At 60.5% G+C, this 18,957-nt stretch carries 21 protein-coding genes; 10 read left to right on the forward strand and 11 right to left on the reverse strand.

Translation table 11 applies throughout. The features are described 5' to 3' along the window. Positions 1 to 103: 103 nt before the first annotated feature. The 5 genes from HU718_RS29410 to HU718_RS29430 form a co-directional block, all read right to left on the reverse strand. Positions 104 to 1,342, reverse strand: coding sequence for a heme biosynthesis protein HemY (locus HU718_RS29410; RefSeq protein WP_186613380.1), 1,239 nt, complete (start codon positions 1,340 to 1,342; stop codon positions 104 to 106). After that, the gene (locus HU718_RS29415) at positions 1,339 to 2,481 is read right to left on the reverse strand and encodes a uroporphyrinogen-III C-methyltransferase (protein ID WP_102901426.1); all 1,143 of its coding nucleotides are present in this window, start codon (positions 2,479 to 2,481) and stop codon (positions 1,339 to 1,341) included. The genes HU718_RS29410 and HU718_RS29415 overlap by 4 nt, the downstream gene beginning before the upstream one ends. Before the next feature lie 16 nt (positions 2,482 to 2,497). Further along, on the reverse strand, positions 2,498 to 3,259 hold the full coding sequence (locus HU718_RS29420; RefSeq protein WP_186613378.1) for a uroporphyrinogen-III synthase: 762 nt from the start codon (positions 3,257 to 3,259) through the stop codon (positions 2,498 to 2,500). Further along, positions 3,256 to 4,197, reverse strand: a complete 942-nt coding sequence (hemC, locus tag HU718_RS29425) for a hydroxymethylbilane synthase (protein WP_102901428.1) — start codon at positions 4,195 to 4,197, stop codon at positions 3,256 to 3,258. The genes HU718_RS29420 and hemC overlap by 4 nt, the downstream gene beginning before the upstream one ends. A gap of 138 nt (positions 4,198 to 4,335) precedes the next feature. Then, positions 4,336 to 5,082 carry a LytR/AlgR family response regulator transcription factor gene (locus HU718_RS29430; RefSeq protein ID WP_095119840.1) on the reverse strand — a complete coding sequence of 249 codons (747 nt, stop codon included), beginning with the start codon at positions 5,080 to 5,082 and terminating at the stop codon, positions 4,336 to 4,338. 471 nt (positions 5,083 to 5,553) lie between these two features. Between HU718_RS29430 and argH the strand changes: the two genes are divergently transcribed. After that, positions 5,554 to 6,948 carry an argininosuccinate lyase gene (argH, locus tag HU718_RS29435; RefSeq protein WP_008084559.1) on the forward strand — a complete coding sequence of 465 codons (1,395 nt, stop codon included), beginning with the start codon at positions 5,554 to 5,556 and terminating at the stop codon, positions 6,946 to 6,948. Between the two features lie 126 nt (positions 6,949 to 7,074). Here the strand turns inward: argH and HU718_RS29440 are convergent, their stop codons facing one another. Then, entirely contained in the window at positions 7,075 to 7,734 is a 660-nt protein-coding gene (locus HU718_RS29440; protein WP_186613376.1) for a glutathione S-transferase family protein, read from the reverse strand. A gap of 123 nt (positions 7,735 to 7,857) precedes the next feature. Between HU718_RS29440 and HU718_RS29445 the strand changes: the two genes are divergently transcribed. The 3 genes from HU718_RS29445 to HU718_RS29455 all read left to right on the forward strand — a co-directional run bounded on the left by HU718_RS29445 (position 7,858) and on the right by HU718_RS29455 (position 11,680). Continuing rightward, entirely contained in the window at positions 7,858 to 8,148 is a 291-nt protein-coding gene (locus HU718_RS29445; protein WP_186613374.1) for a hypothetical protein, read from the forward strand. A 260-nt stretch (positions 8,149 to 8,408) separates the two neighbouring features. Next, the gene (locus HU718_RS29450) at positions 8,409 to 8,654 is read left to right on the forward strand and encodes a TIGR02647 family protein (protein ID WP_003229392.1); all 246 of its coding nucleotides are present in this window, start codon (positions 8,409 to 8,411) and stop codon (positions 8,652 to 8,654) included. A gap of 182 nt (positions 8,655 to 8,836) precedes the next feature. Continuing rightward, on the forward strand, positions 8,837 to 11,680 hold the full coding sequence (locus tag HU718_RS29455; protein ID WP_186613372.1) for a class I adenylate cyclase: 2,844 nt from the start codon (positions 8,837 to 8,839) through the stop codon (positions 11,678 to 11,680). A gap of 6 nt (positions 11,681 to 11,686) precedes the next feature. On the opposite strand, the gene rnk is transcribed toward HU718_RS29455, so the two are convergent. From rnk to cyaY, 3 genes are all read right to left on the reverse strand, one after another. Continuing rightward, positions 11,687 to 12,106: a nucleoside diphosphate kinase regulator gene (gene rnk / locus HU718_RS29460; protein ID WP_016985881.1), complete on the reverse strand. Its 420-nt coding sequence runs from the start codon at positions 12,104 to 12,106 to the stop codon at positions 11,687 to 11,689. Between the two features lie 147 nt (positions 12,107 to 12,253). Further along, the gene (locus tag HU718_RS29465) at positions 12,254 to 12,475 is read right to left on the reverse strand and encodes a DUF1289 domain-containing protein (RefSeq protein ID WP_150776008.1); all 222 of its coding nucleotides are present in this window, start codon (positions 12,473 to 12,475) and stop codon (positions 12,254 to 12,256) included. 4 nt (positions 12,476 to 12,479) lie between these two features. After that, the gene (cyaY, locus tag HU718_RS29470) at positions 12,480 to 12,812 is read right to left on the reverse strand and encodes an iron donor protein CyaY (RefSeq protein WP_077575013.1); all 333 of its coding nucleotides are present in this window, start codon (positions 12,810 to 12,812) and stop codon (positions 12,480 to 12,482) included. A 317-nt stretch (positions 12,813 to 13,129) separates the two neighbouring features. Here cyaY and lptM point away from each other — a divergent pair, with 317 nt between their 5' ends. Genes lptM through HU718_RS29500 form a run of 6 tightly spaced genes read left to right on the forward strand, consistent with a single transcriptional unit; the run spans position 13,130 to position 17,739 of the window. Further along, positions 13,130 to 13,303: an LPS translocon maturation chaperone LptM gene (gene lptM, locus HU718_RS29475; RefSeq protein WP_042561715.1), complete on the forward strand. Its 174-nt coding sequence runs from the start codon at positions 13,130 to 13,132 to the stop codon at positions 13,301 to 13,303. Positions 13,304 to 13,312: 9 nt separating this feature from the next. Further along, complete coding sequence (gene lysA / locus HU718_RS29480; RefSeq protein WP_064389521.1) at positions 13,313 to 14,560, forward strand: diaminopimelate decarboxylase; 1,248 nt, start codon at positions 13,313 to 13,315, stop codon at positions 14,558 to 14,560. A 3-nt stretch (positions 14,561 to 14,563) separates the two neighbouring features. Next, positions 14,564 to 15,394 carry a diaminopimelate epimerase gene (gene dapF, locus HU718_RS29485; RefSeq protein ID WP_150731359.1) on the forward strand — a complete coding sequence of 277 codons (831 nt, stop codon included), beginning with the start codon at positions 14,564 to 14,566 and terminating at the stop codon, positions 15,392 to 15,394. Positions 15,395 to 15,407: 13 nt separating this feature from the next. Next, positions 15,408 to 16,133, forward strand: a complete 726-nt coding sequence (locus tag HU718_RS29490; RefSeq protein ID WP_102901433.1) for a DUF484 family protein — start codon at positions 15,408 to 15,410, stop codon at positions 16,131 to 16,133. A gap of 2 nt (positions 16,134 to 16,135) precedes the next feature. Continuing rightward, complete coding sequence (gene xerC, locus HU718_RS29495; RefSeq protein ID WP_007950060.1) at positions 16,136 to 17,035, forward strand: tyrosine recombinase XerC; 900 nt, start codon at positions 16,136 to 16,138, stop codon at positions 17,033 to 17,035. Continuing rightward, entirely contained in the window at positions 17,032 to 17,739 is a 708-nt protein-coding gene (locus tag HU718_RS29500; protein WP_186613370.1) for an HAD family hydrolase, read from the forward strand. Before xerC ends, HU718_RS29500 begins: the two co-directional genes overlap by 4 nt. A gap of 191 nt (positions 17,740 to 17,930) precedes the next feature. Here HU718_RS29500 and sutA read toward each other — a convergent pair whose 3' ends face one another. Both sutA and HU718_RS29510 read right to left on the reverse strand, forming a co-directional pair. After that, positions 17,931 to 18,257: a dormancy-specific transcriptional regulator SutA gene (gene sutA / locus HU718_RS29505; protein WP_007920420.1), complete on the reverse strand. Its 327-nt coding sequence runs from the start codon at positions 18,255 to 18,257 to the stop codon at positions 17,931 to 17,933. Positions 18,258 to 18,359: 102 nt separating this feature from the next. Beyond that, on the reverse strand, positions 18,360 to 18,785 hold the full coding sequence (locus tag HU718_RS29510; protein WP_186613368.1) for a secondary thiamine-phosphate synthase enzyme YjbQ: 426 nt from the start codon (positions 18,783 to 18,785) through the stop codon (positions 18,360 to 18,362). Positions 18,786 to 18,957: the final 172 nt, after the last annotated feature.

An 18,957-nucleotide genomic window follows, 5' to 3' on the forward strand; every position in this document is an offset into this window, starting at 1 on the left:
AGAGGAAATGGTGTAGCCCGCTGTAGGACTTTGCCTGGGACGATTGCTGAAGTTGAAATTTCAGCCACAAAAGGTAAGCGAGGGAGCGAGCTCCCTCGCCACTTCAGACCTGCGCTGGAACCGGCAACGGCGCGGCCAGCAGGCGTTCGTCCAGCAGACCGAGGCCTTCCTGGAACAACTGATTGCTGCGTTCGGTATCGCCCAACTGTGCAAGCAGGCGCGCCAGCTCTGCACAGGCCTCCGGATTGCGCTGCACACGCAGGCTGCTTTCCAGATAATCCCGCGCTTTACCCCAAAGGCTGGTTTGCAGACACAACCGACCGAGGGTCAACAGCAAGCTCGGATCGTTCGAATGTTCCTTCAGCCAGCCTTCGGCAGTTTGCAACTGACGGGCCGGATCGCTGCCGCGCACCAGACCATAGAGACGGGCCAGATGGCTGTCGTACTTGCGCTTGAGGGCAGTGCGCAGCACTTCTTCCGCTTCGACCTGAGCGCCCAACTGCCGCAACTGTTCGGCATACGCCAGCACCAACGGCGGTTCCTGACGCTGTGCCGAGGTGAGTTGCTCCCAGGCGCGCGTGAGCGACTGCAAACCAACGCTGCCATCCTCTTCACGCTGTGCGGCCAGCGACAGGTTTTCACCCCAGGCGCGGCGTTCGAGTTCGGCCAGTTCAGCACGCGGCAGGACTTTGTCCTTGCGCAATTCCGGCAGCAAACGAATCACCGCCGACCATTCGCCGCGCTGCTGATACAAGCGCTGCAACTGACGCAGTGTCTGCGCATTGTGTGGATGCCGATCATGCATCGCTTGCAGGGTCACCAAGGCACCGTCGGTATCACCACGATCGGTCTGCAACTGCGCATGGCTCAGAGCGATCGCCAGCTCTGCCTGCGGCTGACGCTCCAGTGCGCGCTCCAGCAAACGATCGCACTCTTCGTAATTGCCTTGCTCGTTGGCCGCGCGGGCAGCGCCGAGGTAATACAGCAATGGCTGGCGCTCGGCTTCAGCCGCTCGATACAGATGACGCTGCGCGCTGGCCCAGCGACCTTCGGCCAGATCCAGTTGACCGTGCTCGATCGCCACTTGCACGCGACGACTGCGGTTGCGTCGCGACCAGGGATTGACCACGCCACTGGAGGTCATGACCAGCTCGACCAAGGCCTTGATGCCCCAGATCAGCAGCCACAACACCGCGATCACCGCCAGCGTTGCCCAAAGACTCGCTTCGTAACGGAAGCTCTTGTAGGCAATCAGCACGTAGCCGGAATGCTGGGCCACTGCAAAGCCCAGTGCCGCCGTCGCCGCGATCACCAGAAACACGATCACATACAGGCGTTTCATGGCGTGGCCTCCTGCGCAGTATTGGCCGCAGGTTTGGCAAAGGGTTTCACCGACTCTTCGGCGTTGACGTTGCGTCGCTCAAGGTAGGCTTGCACGGCACTGAGGGTGCCGGCCAGATCAGGCGTCGTGACTGTGACCGGTTCCTTGCTCAACTCACCGACCTGTTCCAGCATCACTTTGCTTTGCGGATTGTCCGGATTGAAATTGCCCTTGAGCACATCGCGCGCTTCGGCCAGTGCCTGGGTGTAGACCGGCGCCTGCCCGTTGAGGGCGGCCCACTGTGCCTGCTCCAGTGCCAGGCTCAGCGCCAGGCGCACCTGACTCAGGCTCTGCCCGGCCAGCAGCGGCCGCACATTTTTGTCGGCGTTGAAATCGATACGGATGTAGCGCGAGACCTGATCCCACCATTGCGCCCAACGACTGGCACCGTCACCGTCAGCGGTCAGGCCCAGCAGTGATTCGCCGCGATCCTTGTACTCCGGCGCCAGCTCGGTGAGTTCGATGACTTGATCACGCAGTGCGCCGAGACGCAGGAACAGTCCGGTGCGATCCGGCTGCGCGGTGCTGCGCAGCGCCACCAGGGTTTTTGCCACTTGCTCGCGAGCAGCAAAAGAGCCGGGATCGTTCTGCTCACGGAGGATTTCGTCAGCGCCCTGCACCAGTGCCTGAGCACTGCTGATGTCCTGCAACGCCGAAAGACGCAAGCTGGCCAGACGCAGCAGGTGCTCGGCCTCGGCCAGACGCCAGTCCTTGCGGCTGGCACCGAGAACCGTTTCCAGACGCTGATTAAGGCGCTGTTGATCGCCCTGAAGTTGCGTCACCAGACGCTGGCGCTCGGCAAGTTCGTCGGCCCCCGGTAGCTGCGCGAGGCGCTCGGTCAGGCGCTGCTCATTGAGCTTCAGGCTCTGCGCCTGATCGTTCAATGCCTGCACTTCACCGGACTGCTGCTGAGTATTGGTCTGCAGGTGACGGACCTGCCAGACACCCCAGCCACCGATCGCGACGCCGGCAGCGCCGAGCAACAGGGCGACGATGGCCAGTCCATTGCCTCGGCGCGGCTCTATGGCCGGCGGTGGAGTTTCAACCTGGGTTTCAATCACAGGTTGCACATCATCTTTAGGCAAGGCTGTTTCGCTCACGTATCCATCCTTTGCATTAGAAAACGGGTACGGGATGCTCCCGTAGCGCCGTCAGCAAAGCCGCGGCACTCGCGCCGCGGCAATCCACAACTGTTTGAGCCCCGGTGGCAAATGCCTGCTCGGCGACTCTTGGGCTTGGTACAAACAACGGCAATTGCGCGATTGTCGGCCAGGCATCGCCGGCCATCTGACGCAGGTGCTCGAAACCCTGTCCACTGCTGACCACCAGCCCGTTCAAGCGTTCCGCTTCGATCCGCCGCGACAGTTCCTTCGGGGCGTAGGCTGGCAGATCACGTCGATACAACTCCAGATACTCGACACTAGCACCTAGCTCGCGCAGGCGCTCGGCGAGTAGTTCGCGGCCGCCCTCACCGCGCAGGATCAACACCCGCGCACCGGACTGGCCGACCGCCTCACGCAGACGCGGCAATTGCAGCAAGGCTTCGCTGTCATCACCGGCGGCCGGGAAATTCGCGTCCAGACCGTGATCCAGCAGAATCTGCGCGGTCGCCGCGCCGACACTGAACCAAGGCATCGTCAGCGCAGAACTGCCGTCGAGCAGATCCAGCGCAATACGTGCCGCGGGCTTGCTGACGACGATCACTGCGCTGCAACCGGACAGTTGCGCCATCGACTGACGCATTTTGTCAGAGACTGGCAGCGGGACAATTTCCAAAAGCGGCAGGCAACTGCTGAAAATCCCCTGCGCGGCCAACGTCGCGGCCAGCGCCGCACAGTCTTGCGCAGGGCGTGTCAGCAGCAGGCGCCAGCCAGTCACTCGTGACCTGCCTCGCCGTAGACCGCTTTGAGAATGTCGTCGGCGCCCTGGCTGAGCAAGTCTTCAGCGACCTTGACGCCCAATGCTTCGGCATCGGTACGCGGCGCGCGCGCCTCAGCGCTCAGCAGCTTGCCGCCACTCGGTTCACCGACCAGACCACGCAACCATAACTGCTCGCCTTCGAGCACCGCATAGCAGGCGATCGGCACTTGGCAGCCGCCATTCAAATGTTTGTTGAGGGCACGTTCAGCGGTGACCCGCGACGAGGTATCGGCGTGATGCAGCGGCGCGAGCAAGGCGTGGATTTCAGTGTCGGCGCTACGGCATTCAATGCCGACCGCACCTTGGCCACCGGCCGGCAGACTGTCGTCGACGCTGATCGCCGAGGTGATGCGGTCTTCGAAACCAAGACGGATCAGACCGGCCGCCGCGAGGATGATCGCGTCGTACTCACCGGCATCGAGCTTGGCCAGGCGCGTGTTGACATTGCCACGCAAGAAGCGGATTTGCAGGTCCGGACGACGGGTCAGCAACTGTGCCTGACGACGCAGACTCGACGTGCCGACAATGCTGCCGGCAGGCAACGCCTCCAGGCTGGCATAGGTGTTGGAGACGAAAGCATCACGCGGATCTTCACGCTCGCAGATGCAGAACAGGCCAAGGCCTTCAGGGAAGTCCATCGGCACGTCTTTCATCGAGTGCACAGCGATATCGGCTTCGTTTTCCAGCAGCGCGGTTTCCAGTTCTTTGACGAACAGGCCCTTGCCGCCGATCTTCGACAGGGGCGAATCAAGCAGCTTGTCGCCGCGACTGACCATGGGCACCAGCGTCACCAGCAAACCCGGATGGGCCGCTTCCAGACGAGCTTTGACGTATTCGGCCTGCCAGAGGGCCAGCGCACTTTTACGGGTGGCGATGCGGATTTCGCGAGAGGACATGGATCAATCCGTACTGAATAGATACGGCGGATAATAACAGCTCAGCCAAATCCACTTTGACTTGAATCAGAAACGGCGTGGCCTCCCTGGCCGGCAATGCCTGGTAAATAGAATGAAGAACCGCCCGGAATGACCGGGTTACAGCCCCTGCATCATCTTGCGCACACCGGCCACATGCCGACGGCTGACGATCAGCGCATCACCATTGAGACCTTTGAGGAACAACTGGAAATGCCCCAGCGGCGTACGTTGCAGCCGCTCGATACGATCGCGGGCAACCAGCGCGTTGCGGTGGATACGCACGAAGCGTTCACCGAATTCGTCTTCGAGGGCCTTGAGCGGCTCGTCCAGTAACACTTCACCGGCCTCGTGACGCAAGGTCACGTATTTGTGGTCGGCGATGAAGTAGACCACCTGATCCAGCGGGATCAGTTCGATGCCTTTGCGGGTACGGGCACTGATGTGGCTGCGCGGGCCGGTGCCGCTTTCGGCAGCGGGACGGGTCAGGGCCGAGAGTTGCGTCCGATTGGGACGTTCAGCCCGTTTCAGGGCGTCATGCAGATGTTCAGTTCGCACGGGTTTCACCACATAGCCCACGGCGCTGGCCTGCAGGGCTTCCACGGCAAATTCATCGGGGCTGGTGCAAAACACCACGGCCGGCGGCGTTTCGCGTTCGCACAGACGGGCAGCGACCTGCAGGCCATCGAGGCCTGGCATACGGATATCGAGTAGCACGATATCCGGCTTGTGGCTGTCGATCAGTGCCAACGCCTCTTCGCCATTCGTGGCGCTGGGCTCCAGAACTGTATAACCCTCGAGCTCGCTCACCATTCGGCTGAGGCGCTCGCGAGCCAGTGGTTCGTCATCAACGATCAGGACATTCATATTGCGCTGGATTCCTGCGTGAGTCTCGCACAAGGATAGCGTAGACAGGTGAAGTGACGTCCGTCACCGCGATCCACGCTAAGACTAGCCCGAGCGCCAAAAAGTGCCGTACGTCGGCCAGCAATATTTGCCAGTGTCCGGGTCGTACTGCTCAAAGCCCGCTGTTTCCTGCGTTTTTCACGGGGATTGCCGAAGGACAATTACACCCATCCCCTCTTCTTATAGTCGGCGTCCAGGCCTTTGCCCGATCCAAGTCACACCGACCCTTATGTCCAACTGTAGACGCTCGCCGGGCTGATATTGCTCAATCGAAAAATATCCTTGCGCAAAACCTCCGGGGCCAGCGCCGACTATGACTGAGCGGATGAGAAAAAAACGTATCGACCAGTGTCAGCGACAGGATTGGCAACCCTGTTATCATCCGCGCCAGCGTTTCACGCCTTTTTTCTTCAAGCCGATACGAGCGAATTCATGAGCACTGACAAGACCAATCAGTCCTGGGGCGGCCGCTTCAGTGAACCCGTCGACGCCTTCGTCGCCCGCTTCACCGCCTCCGTCACTTTCGACCAGCGCCTGTATCGCCACGACATCATGGGCTCGATCGCCCACGCCACCATGCTGGCCAAGGTCGGCGTGCTGACCGATGCCGAGCGCGACAGCATCATTGATGGCCTGAACACCATTCAGGGAGAAATCGAGGCCGGCCAGTTCGACTGGCGCATCGACCTCGAAGACGTGCACATGAACATCGAAGCACGCCTGACCGATCGCATTGGCGTCACCGGCAAAAAGCTGCACACCGGGCGTAGCCGCAACGACCAGGTCGCCACCGACATCCGCTTGTGGCTGCGTGACGAAATCGACCTGATCCTCGCTGAAATCACCCGCCTGCAGAAAGGCCTGCTGGAGCAAGCCGAGCGCGAAGCTGCGAGCATCATGCCCGGCTTCACCCACCTGCAGACCGCGCAGCCGGTGACTTTCGGGCACCACATGCTGGCCTGGTTCGAGATGCTCAGCCGCGACTACGAGCGCTTGGTCGACTGCCGCAAGCGCACCAACCGCATGCCACTGGGCAGCGCCGCCCTGGCCGGCACCACCTACCCGATCGACCGCGAATACACCGCGCAACTACTCGGCTTCGACGCTGTCGGCGGCAACTCGCTGGACAACGTTTCCGATCGCGACTTCGCCATCGAATTCTGCTCGGCCGCGAGCATCGCGATGATGCACTTGTCGCGCTTCTCCGAAGAGCTGGTGCTGTGGACCAGCGCGCAATTCCAGTTCATCGATCTGCCGGATCGTTTCTGCACCGGCAGTTCGATCATGCCGCAAAAGAAAAACCCTGACGTGCCAGAGCTGGTGCGTGGCAAGACCGGCCGTGTATTCGGCGCACTGATGGGCCTGCTGACCTTGATGAAGGGCCAACCGCTGGCCTACAACAAGGACAATCAGGAAGACAAAGAGCCGCTGTTCGACGCCGCCGACACCCTGCGCGACTCGCTGCGGGCCTTTGCCGACATGATCCCGGCGATCAAGCCGAAACACGCGATCATGCGTGAAGCGGCGCTGCGTGGCTTCTCCACCGCGACTGACCTGGCGGATTATCTGGTGCGCCGTGGTCTGCCGTTCCGTGATTGCCACGAGATCGTTGGTCACGCCGTGAAATACGGTGTCGACACTGGCAAGGATCTGGCCGAGATGAGCCTGGAAGAACTGCGTCAGTTCAGCGATCAGATCGAGCAGGATGTGTTTGCCGTGCTGACCCTGGAAGGCTCGGTGAATGCCCGTGACCATATCGGCGGCACTGCGCCGGCGCAGGTCAAGGCAGCGGTGGTACGCGGCCAGGCGCTGATCGCCAGCCGCTAAAAGCCAAAAGCTTCGCGAGCAGGCTCGCTCCCACAGGTTCTGCGTCGAACACGTAATCGTGTTTCAGCACATAATTCTGAGGGAGCGAGCCTGCTCGCGAATGCGATCTTCAGAACAGCAAAAAACTCACTTCTTGGCAGCGATCATCGCCAAAAACGCCGGCATCGCCGCTTCCTTGTCCGCCGCAATCTTCTGCACATGCGGATTCTGCTCAAGCCGCTCCAGCAGCGCCTTCGCCTGTGGCATTTCCGCCAGCAAATCGATCCCGAACAGCTTCTGCCCGACCGCACAGGCCAGCGGCACGCTGTAAAGGAAGTACAAATCGGCAATGCTCAAACTGTCGCCCGCCACGTACGGGGCGAATTTGCCATGCCGGCCCAGCGCCGCAAAACCCAGCTGCAATTCAGTCTTGGTCTTTTCCTTGATCGCCTCCGGCAGGGTCATGCCAAAGAACGCTTCGCCGTAACAAGCGCGTCCCGGCAACTCGATGTACAGCTCGATTTCCTTGGCAATTGCCAGCACCTGTGCGCGCTCGAACGGATCGCTCGGCAGCAGCGGCGTGCCCTTCTGGGTCTGTTCGACGTATTCGAGAATGATCGCGGTCTCGTTAATGAAACCGGCGTCCACGCCCAGCACCGGTACCTTTCCGCGCGGGCTGATGGCCAGTGATTCCGGGGTCTGCGCCGGGTAGAACGTGACCTCCTCGAACGGCAGGCCTTTTTCCAGCAGCGCCAGTTTGACCATGTTGTAGTAGTTGCTGACTGAGAATCCGTAAAGCTTGAACATCACATAGCCTCCAGGCCGTGCGGGGTGGGCAGTGCCTGTTTATAGATCGCTCAGGCGATTCCCGCTAGCAGCATCACGCCGCTGAATGCGGGTAAACTGGCGCCTTTCCTTGAGGAGCCTGCCATGAGCGAGCCGACAGACATCGACAACGACAATGACGAAGAAGAGTTCGCCGAGGCTACGTTGATCGAAGCCATCGAGAACCAGATCGAAAGCGACAACCCGCCAGCGGCCAAAGCGACTTTCAACAAGCTGACACTGGTCGGAACCGAGCGTGAAGAAATCCTCAACCTGATGGCGCATGTGCTGGCCTATGAGATTGACGCGATGCTCGATGAAGACCGCGCGTTCAATACCGAATGGTACGAAGCGGCGTTGCGTGCATTGCCGGAATTACCGCCAGAAAAGCATTAAGCCAAACACATCACCCTGTGGGAGCGAGCCTGCTCGCGAATGCCGTGTATCAGCAAAAACCACGCTAAATGACACACCGCTTTCGCGAGCAGGCTCGCTCCCACACAATTTGTCACCCATCCATCCAGCCAACTCCCCGGCCGCGACTACACTGGAATCCGCCTCAAGACAAAATCCCTGATCTGAGCACTGGACATGCCGCAAAAGCGGGTTCACCTTAGGGACGCTGTCGTCCAATTCCTAGAAAGTCTGGAGTCCTTATGTCGCTTACCCCTGAGTTGGTTGCCGAACTGGAAGTCCTCGCACTCTTCAACCTGGACAGTTCCCAGGAAGGTCTGAAAATTCATCAGACCGCTGCCCCGAAACACATTGCTGCAGCCAAACGCCTCTTTGAAAAAGAACTCACCGACCAGCCCGATGGCGGTTATCTGACCAGCCTCGGTCGCGACGCTGCACAAAATGTGCAAACCGTGCTCACTATTCTGAGAGAGCAGGAAACCGCCTGATCCCCCTGACTTCGCCCACGGGAACTCCTGCCACGGGATTTCCGCGGGCCTGCCCGGCCTACCGCGATATAAATCTGACGTCAAAAAACAAATTCAGCTTAAAAGTCCCGCTGCGCTAAGGCTAAACTGCCTGACATTCCGAGACCCTCTACGTCCGAGCCTGCGAGCCGGTTTGAGCTGACATGACGCGCACCCACGAAATCCGCCCCGACCTGGACGAAGGCATTGACCGCAAGGTCCTCAGCCAGCTGCGCGCGCGTTTTCTCAAACTCAATGAAGGCCGCCTGGGCCGCGCCCTGGAAGGTTTGTCGACGCGCCAACAGAGCGTGTTGACGCTGTTGCCGCTGTTCTTCCACGTCAACCATCCCCTGCTGCCGGGTTATGTCTCGGGCAGTACACCGGCCGGTCTGTCGAATTACGAGCCGGACACCAATACGCTTGCCGAAGCGCAACGCCTGACCCGCTCGTTCTCCTACAAGCCGCGCCACGGCAGCAACCCGCCACGACCGATCCACGGCCTGTTCCTGATGGGCAGCCTTGGCACGCTGGCACAGGCCGATCAGAGCGACATGGACGTGTGGGTCTGCCACGCGCCTGACTTGAGCGAAAGTGAACTCAGTGAGCTGAGCAAGAAATGTCAGTTGCTCGAAACCTGGGCTGCGAGCCAAGGCGCCGAAGCGCATTTTTTCCTGATCGACCCGGAGCGCTTCGTCAAAGGCGAACGCGACACCCAGCTCAGCTCGGAAAACTGCGGCAGCACTCAGCACTATCTGTTGCTGGACGAGTTTTACCGCACCGCAATCTGGCTGGCCGGGCGCACGCCGATCTGGTGGCTGGTGCCGGTTTACGAAGAAACCGCCTACGACCTCTACACCCACACCCTGCTGTCCAAGCGTTTCATCCGCGCCGACGAAACCCTCGACCTTGGCCATCTGGCGAGAATCCCGCCAGGCGAGTTCATCGGCGCCGGATTGTGGCAGTTGTTCAAAGGCATCGAGTCACCGTACAAATCGGTGCTCAAACTGCTGCTGACCGAGGTCTACGCCAGCGAACACCCGCAGGTGCAGTGCCTGAGCCTGCGCTTCAAAAAAGCCGTGTTCGCCAACCAACTGGATCTGGATGAACTGGACCCGTACATGGTCGTGTACCGGCGTATCGAGGAATACCTCACCGCGCGCAACGAGCCGGAGCGGCTGGAACTGGTGCGCCGCGCGCTGTACCTGAAGATCAACCGCAAGCTCACCGGCAACAGCCGCACCCAGAGCTGGCAACGCACGTTGCTGGAACGGCTTGCCAGCGAGTGGCATTGGGATCAGCGACAACTGACCCTGCTCGACAGCCGCAGTCAGTGGAAAGTCCGCCAGGTCAGCGCCGAACGCCGCGCGCTGGTCAATGAGCTGAACTACAGCTATCGCTTCCTGACCCAGTTCGCCCGCACCGAGCAGACCGTCAGCCTGATCAACAAGCGCGACCTCAATGTGCTCGGCCGTCGGCTCTACGCAGCCTTCGAGCGCAAGGCCGACAAGGTCGAGTTCATCAACCCCGGCATCGCCCCGGATCTGGCCGAAGACACCCTGACGCTGGTGCAGTCGCGTAACAAAAAGGAACCGGGGCAAACCCAGTGGGGCCTGTACAACGGCAGCCTGACCGCATTGGAGTGGGAACACTTCGCGCCAATCAAGCGCAGCCGCGAGTTACTGGAGCTGTTGACCTGGTGCCACCGCAACGGTGTGATCGACAGCAGCACTCGCCTGGCTTTGCATCCCGGCACCAGCGACCTGAGCGAATTTGAGCTGTTCAACCTGCTCGGCAGCCTGCAACAGTGCATCGCCCTGCCCCTGCCTACAGTGGCTGAAGAGCCATTGCTGCGCGCCGCGGTGCCGAGCGAAGTGCTGATTCTGGTCAACGTAGGGATTGACCCGCTAAAACATCACCGCGACCTCAATATCCTGATGACCACCGAGCGTACCGACTCGCTGAGTTACGCCGGCGTGCGCGAAAACCTCGTGTTGACCCTCGATCAAGTCACGCTCAACAGCTGGAACGAAGTGCTGGTCAACCGCTTCGATGGCCCCCACGCCCTGCTCGATTGCCTGCGCGATTACCTCAACAACCTGCCACGCGGGGCCTTGCAGCCGTCGTTGAAGGTGCGCTGCTTCTGCCACAACCGTGCACAGTTCATCGCCCGTCGCGTCGAGGAAATCATCGACACCGCGCAGAATCTGTTGCTCAGCGAGTTGAATCATCGCTACCTGATTCAGGTGCAGCAGCACTATCACGTGCTGGAGTTGGTGCCGGGCCAGGTCAACCATATCGCCCTCGCCACCCTGCCGGCCCTGCTCGATTACCTCGGTGAAGAACAGCCGCGCTACAGTCCGCTGCACCTGGATCCGATGGCGCTGGAAGATCACGACCTCGCGCTGATCCTGCCGATGGGTCAGCCGGAATGTATTCAAGTGTTCTACCGGATCACCGAACAGCAGGCCGAGTTGTACGTATTGGATGAGTTCAATGCGCTGTGGCAGCAACATTTGCCCTATCACGACGAGCAGAGTCTGTTGGTGCCGTTGCAGCGTTTCCTGCAATCGATTCTGTTCCGCCGCGAAGCCGTGCTGCCGATGGACGCCGGCCCGGATAGCCGCCTTGAAACTTTGTATTACCAGTTATTGCCTTCCGGCCCGGGGCGCGCACGACGGGTCGAAGCACGGCCGGCACCGCAGACGCCAGTGAACAAGCCGTTCTACGACGTGCAGGCGATCGTCGGCAAAGCCGCACCGGGCGAAGTGCAGGTCACCCTGTATTGCAATCAACGGGAATTCAGCGAGCTGGAACATGGCGACCAGCTGTTCAGCGTGGTCGCCCGGGAGATTGTCGAACAGCGCCGCGAGAGCGAACGCTATCGCTGCTACATCACCGACCTCGACCTTTCAGGCCTGCTCGGTGACGGGCAGAGTTCAAGCAATCTGTATCTGCGCTACAAGGCTGACCTGGAGCGCGCCCTGAACGAGGCACTCGAACAGGTCTGAGGCGGGTTACTCGGGAAAAGCGCCACCATTGGCCGGTTGCGATTCGACTTCGAGCAAGGTTAGTTTGAGGGTCTTGCCACCGGGTGCCGGCCAGTCAATGTGCTGACCGACCTTCAGACCCAACAGCGCGCTGCCGACCGGGGCCAGGATCGAGATCTTGCCTTCATCGGCGTTGGCATCCTTCGGATAGACCAGCGTCAGGTGGTAATCCTTGCCACTGCCTTCTTCGCGGCAATGCACACGGGAATTCATCGTCACGACATCGGCGGGCACTTCATCGTGGCCGACCACGGTATCGGCGCGGTCCAGTTCGGTTTGCAGCGCAATCACGCCCGGCGCAGCCTGGTCTTTATCGTTCAGGCTATCGATCAGGCGCTCCAGACGTTGCACGTCCAGACGGGTAAGGGTGATGGAAGGTGCGGTCATGATCCGGGCAGACTCCTTTCTTCTGCACACAAAAAAAGCAAAACCCCGCCAAAAAAGACGGGGTTTTCACCAGGCCTCGATGGGTTGAGGCGTGTTCGGACACTATCACAGCTCAAAAAATATACAAGTCACCCACCCGGCCGGCCCCTACATTGAGGAATTGCGGCGGTCTGCGGCTTGGGCGCAGATGACCCGGCGGCGTTGATCGTCCGCCGAACGCCATTCGCGAATGTCTTCGACATGGCGGAAGCAGCCGAGGCAGACCTTTTGCTCGTCCAGTCGGCATACACCGCTGCACGGCGAAGGCACTGCCGGGCTGATGTTGCTGTAGAGCGGCTTCGGAGGCCGGGCGGGAGCAGTCTCAGTCACGGAATCACAGACCTTCGAAATCGAATTCGGCGCCGGCCTGCTGCTTGACGATGCGCTCGAGCATTTCGCCCAATTGCTCTTCGCTCTTGTCGCACATCCAGCGCTCGCTTTCTTCGTCGTAGTCGAAGTGGAAACCACCGGATACCGCCGCCAGCCACAGCTGACGCAGCGGCTCCTGGCGGCTGAAGATCAGCTGCGAGCCGTTTTCGAACTTGACGGTAAGCACACCGGCCGAGCTCTCCAGATCGATATCCAGATCACTTTCGTCAAAGATGTCTTCCAGTTTTTCCTGGGTTTCATCGACCAGATCGTGAAAACGGGCTTCGGACAAACTCATTGCGGCAACCTCAAAAAATGTCTGATCAGGCACAAGCGCCGAAAGATACGGACGCTGCCGGCCGATTGCAAAGATTAACGACCAAGCACCGGTCAGGGCATCGAACACCCAACCCTGTGGGAGCGAGCCTGCTCGCGAATGGCCGGCACATTCAACATTATTGTTGCCTGACACACCGCCATCGCGAGCAAGCTCGCTCCCAAAGGGTTACCAGTGCTCACGAACAAGCCCCGCCGGACGGGAGGGCCATCACATAGGCAAGCCGCCGGGTGGCCGGTATACTCCGGCGCAATTAACGCATTTTCAAGGATTTCGCCATGAAGCGCCTGATCTCTTCCCTTGCTGCGCTCGTCGCGGTTGCCTGCCTTGTTTCGGCCTGCGGTCAAAAAGGCCCGCTGTACCTGCCCGATGATGATCAGGACCCAGCCGAGCAAGCCCAGTCTTCGCAAAAGCAGCCTGCTTCGAAAGCACACAAGCACGACGTTTACTAAGGGATCGCCATGGACGCTTTTAACTACCGTGGCGGGGAGCTGTTCGCGGAAGGCGTGGCGCTGTCAGCCATCGCCGACCGTTTCGGCACGCCCACTTATGTTTATTCGCGCGCGCACATCGAAGCCCAGTATCTGGCCTACGCCGATGCGCTGGCCGGCATGCCACATCTGGTTTGCTTCGCGGTCAAAGCCAACTCCAACCTCGGCGTGCTGAATGTCCTGGCCCGTCTCGGGGCCGGTTTCGACATCGTTTCCCGTGGTGAGCTGGAACGCGTTCTCGCCGCTGGCGGCAGTGCTGACAAGATCGTCTTCTCCGGTGTCGGCAAGACCCGTGACGACATGCGTCGCGCACTGGAAGTCGGCGTGCACTGCTTCAACGTCGAATCCACCGATGAGCTCGAGCGCCTGCAAGTGGTTGCCGCCGAACTGGGCGTTCGCGCACCGGTGTCGCTGCGGGTGAACCCGGACGTCGATGCCGGCACCCACCCGTACATTTCCACCGGTCTCAAAGAGAACAAGTTCGGCATCGCCATCGCCGACGCCGAAGACGTGTACGTGCGCGCCGCGCATCTGCCGAACCTCGAAGTGGTCGGCGTCGACTGCCACATCGGTTCGCAACTGACCACGCTGCCACCGTTCCTTGATGCCCTTGATCGCCTGCTGGATCTGGTCGATCGCCTCGGCGACTGCGGCATTCACCTGCGCCACATCGATCTTGGTGGTGGTTTGGGCGTGCGTTATCGCGATGAAGAGCCGCCATTGGCTGCCGACTACATCAAAGCCGTACGCGAGCGTCTCAACGGTCGTGATCTGGCGCTGGTGTTCGAGCCGGGCCGTTTCATCGTTGCCAACGCCGGCGTGCTGCTGACGCAGGTCGAGTACCTCAAGCACACCGAACACAAAGATTTCGCCATCGTCGACGCGGCAATGAACGACCTGATTCGCCCGGCGCTGTATCAAGCGTGGATGGACGTTACCGCGGTCAAACCGCGTGACACCGCTGCGCGCAAATACGACATCGTCGGCCCGATCTGCGAAACCGGCGACTTCCTCGCCAAGGATCGCGAACTGGCCCTGGCCGAAGGCGATCTGCTGGCCGTGCATTCGGCCGGTGCCTACGGTTTTGTAATGAGTTCCAACTACAACACCCGTGGCCGTGCGGCCGAAGTGCTGGTAGACGGTGACCAGGTTTTTGAAGTGCGCCGCCGCGAAACCGTGGCTGAGCTGTTTGCCGGCGAAAGCCTGCTGCCGGAGTAACCCATGCTGCTGCGTTTTACTAAAATGCACGGCTTGGGCAATGACTTCATGGTTCTCGACCTGGTCAGCCAGCACGCGCATATTCAGCCAAAGCACGCCAAGCAATGGGGCGACCGCCACACCGGTATCGGTTTCGACCAGTTGCTGATCGTCGAGGCGCCGAGCAACCCGGACGTGGATTTCCGTTACCGGATCTTCAATTCCGATGGCTCGGAAGTCGAGCAGTGCGGCAACGGTGCGCGCTGTTTTGCGCGCTTCGTGCTCGACAAGCGTCTGACCGCCAAACGGCAGATTCGCGTCGAGACCAAGGGCGGCATCATCGAACTGGACGTGCGTAACGACGGCCAGATCGGCGTAAACATGGGCGCCCCGCGCCTGGTGCCGGCGGACATTCCGTTCGAAGCGCCGGCGCAGGCCAGCAGCTATCAGCTGGAAGTCGACGGCACCACGGTCGAACTGGCCGCCGTGTCGATGGGCAACCCGCATGCGGTATTGCGCGTGCAGGACATCAACAGTGCACCGGTGCATGAACTGGGGCCGAAAATCGAACACCATCCGCGCTTCCCAGCGCGAGTGAACGTCGGTTTTCTCCAGGTCATCGACCGCAACCGTGCGCAGTTGCGCGTGTGGGAACGCGGTGCTGGGGAAACCCAGGCCTGCGGTACCGGTGCCTGTGCAGCGGCTGTCGCTGCGATCAGCCAAGGGTGGATGGATTCGCCGCTATTGGTCGACCTGCCCGGCGGGCGTCTGTCCATTGAATGGGCAGGCCCTGGCCAACCGGTACTGATGACCGGTCCGGCAGTGCGTGTATACGAAGGACAAGTGCGTCTTTGAGTGAGCAGAAACCATGACCGATAAGCCTCAGGTACCCGCCCGACAGTCCGACGAATCAGCGTCCGAGAGCCTCGAGGCGGCAGCGGTTGCCGCATACCTCGAGGCGCATCCGGACTTCTTCGTCGAGCACGAAGAACTGCTGCCCGCCCTGCGCATTCCTCACCAGCGCGGTGACACCGTTTCGCTGGTCGAGCGGCAGATGACTATCCTGCGCGACCGCAACATCGAGATGCGTCACCGCCTCTCGCATTTGATGGACGTCGCCCGCGACAACGATCGCCTGTTCGACAAGACCCGTCGTTTGATCCTGTCCCTGATGGACGCCAGCAGCCTGGAAGACGTGGTGATCAGCGTCGAAGACAGTCTGCGCCAGGATTTCCAGGTGCCTTTTGTCAGCCTGATTTTGCTCGGTGACAACCCGGCACCGGTTGGCCGCTGGGTCACTCACGCCGACGCGCAGGTCGCCATCGGCGGCTTGCTCACCGAAGGCAAAAGCGTCAGCGGCAGCCTGCGCGAGCACGAACTGGACTTCCTCTTCGGCGAAGAACAGCGCAAGCAGATCGGCTCCACCGCCGTGGTCGCGGTCAGCCATCAAGGCATCCACGGCATTCTGGCGATCGCCAGCCGTGATCCGCAGCACTACAAGAGTTCGGTGGGTACGCTGTTTCTCAGCTACATCGCCGAAGTCATGGGCCGCGTGCTGCCACGGGTCAACAGCTCCCTGCGCTCGGTACGCTGAACATGGAACGGCAACTGGACGCTTACTGCGAACACCTGCGCAGTGAGCGACAGGTGTCGCCGCACACGCTGTCGGCCTACCGCCGCGACCTCGACAAAGTCCTCGGCTGGTGCGTGAAACAGAACATCGGCAGCTGGGCCGCGCTGGATATTCAACGCCTGCGCAGCCTGATCGCCCGTTTGCATGCGCAGGGACAATCCTCGCGCAGCCTCGCGCGGCTGCTGTCGGCAGTGCGCGGGCTCTATCACTATCTCAATCGCGAAGGTCTTTGCGACCATGATCCGGCCACGGGTCTGGCACCGCCGAAAGGCGAGCGCCGACTGCCGAAAACCCTCGACACCGATCGTGCGCTGCAACTGCTTGAAGGTGCGGTCGAGGATGATTTTCTTGCGCGGCGCGATCAGGCGATTCTGGAGTTGTTCTATTCCTCCGGCCTGCGCCTTTCCGAACTGACCGGGCTCAATCTTGATCAGCTGGATCTTGCTGACGGTATGGTTCAAGTGCTCGGCAAGGGCAGCAAAACCCGCCTGCTACCGGTGGGTAAAAAGGCCCGCGAAGCACTGGAACAATGGCTACCGTTACGGGCCATGACCAACCCCGCAGACGACGCCGTATTCGTCAGCCAGCAAGGTCGACGCCTTGGCCCGCGAGCGATTCAGGTGCGGGTCAAACTGGCCGGCGAACGTGAGCTGGGGCAGAACCTGCACCCGCACATGCTGCGGCACTCTTTCGCCAGCCACTTGCTGGAATCCTCGCAAGACCTGCGTGCGGTGCAGGAACTGCTCGGCCACTCCGACATCAAGACCACGCAGATCTACACCCATCTGGACTTCCAGCATCTGGCGGCGGTCTACGACAGTGCCCATCCACGGGCCAAACGCATGAAAGGCGACGATTCATGAGCATCCAGTTAATCACCTTCGACCTCGACGACACGCTATGGGACACCGCCCCGGTGATCGTCAGCGCCGAAGCGGTATTGCGCGAATGGCTGAGCGAACATGCGCCGAATCTGGGCGCGGTGCCGGTGGAGCATTTGTGGGCGATTCGCGAGCGGGTGCTGGCCAACGAGCCGGGACTCAAGCATCGGATCAGTGCTCTACGCAGGCGGGTGTTGTTTCATGCAATGGAAGACGCCGGGTACGCCCATAGCGAAGCATCCGACCTGGCCGACAAGGGTTTTGAAGTGTTTCTGCATGCGCGGCATCAGATCGAAGTGTTTCCTGAAGTCGAGCCGGTGCTGGAGATTCTTGCCAATCACTACTCGCTTGGCGTAGTCACCAATGGCAATGCCGATGTGCGCCGGTTGGGGTTGGCGGATTACTTCAAATTTGCGCTGTGTGCGGAAGATATCGGCATCGCCAAACCGGATGCCCGGTTGTTCCACGAAGCCTTGCAGCGCGGTGGAGCCACGGCCGAAACCGCCGTACATATCGGTGATCACCCGGGCGATGACATCGCCGGGGCGCAGCAGGCCGGATTGCGGGCGATCTGGTTTAACCCGGCGGGTAAAACCTGGGAAGCGGATCGCTTGCCGGACGCCGAAATCCGTAGCCTGAGCGACCTGCCAGCGGTGCTCGCACGCTGGAATGCCCCCTCGAACTGATCTACTACACCCTGTGGGAGCGAGCCTGCTCGCGAAGGCATTCTGTCATTCAATACTGATGTTGACTGACCCACCGCTTTCGCGAGCAGGCTCGCTCCCACAAGGGAATTGCATTTACTTCAGTTGCTTTATTCCAGACATGAAAAAGCCCGCAGCGACGGCGGGCCTTTTCAGCAAGCCAGCGGCACGCCTCAGATAGGGCGGCTGCCGTACTTGTTGTCTGGCTTCTTCGGTGGATCGGCGACCACATTGGCCTCCACTTCCTGCACTTTTCCGCCGCGCGACAGGAACTCTTCCATGGCCTTGGCCAGGGCGTCGCGCTCCTTGTTCTTGGCTTCAATGCTCGGCAACTCATCAACCGACACCGCAGCCTTGGCTTTGCCTTTGGCAGCCGGGGCCGGCGTATCGTCACCGCCATCGTCGTCAGCAACGTCTTCCGCTGCTGCTTCCAGGCCTTCCTCGGCCTCGTCTTCGTCGCCTACTTCGAGGTCGTCGTTTTCCAGATCATCGTCGCTCATGTTCTACCTCATGACTTGCGAAAAGCAGATTAGTTATAGACCAGCTTTGGCAACTGTCGAAAGTCGCCGTTAAAAAATCAGTAACCATTGGTGACCAACGGTTTATGCCCCTTCACCGTGCAAGGTGTCGAGGACTTTTCGGGCACCGCCATGATCACGGTGCTCGCCCAGATAAACGCCTTGCCAGGTCCCCAGTGCCAGTCGCCCTGCCGACACCGGCAGACTGATCTGGCAGCCAAGCACGCTGGCCTTGAAGTGCGCCGGGAGGTCGTCCAGGCCTTCGTCGTTATGCTCATAGCCGTCTGTTCCTTGTGGGATCAGACGATTGAAAAATCGTTCGAAGTCGCGACGTACCGCCGGATCGGCGTTCTCGTTGATGGTCAACGACGCCGAGGTATGCTGCAGCCACAAATGCAACAGACCGACCCGGCACTCCCTGAGTTCAGGCAGCCCCGCGAGTAACTCGTCCGTTACCAGATGAAAGCCCCGGGGCCGAGCCCGCAGGGTTATCAGAGTCTGTTGCCACATACAGTTCTCCGCACGTTCGGGGCGCATTCTAGCGCGCTCTGGGAAAAAACAAAGGCCCTAATATTCCTGCAATGATGTAAGCCATTGGCCGCAGAAAAACGCTCGTCGTAAACACGACCAAAGCCGTACGAAAAATCCTTTCAGCTGTTCTCTCTGCGACAAATTCCAGACA

This window comes from Pseudomonas tensinigenes (assembly GCF_014268445.2).
Taxonomy (GTDB): Bacteria; Pseudomonadota; Gammaproteobacteria; order Pseudomonadales; family Pseudomonadaceae; genus Aquipseudomonas; species Aquipseudomonas tensinigenes.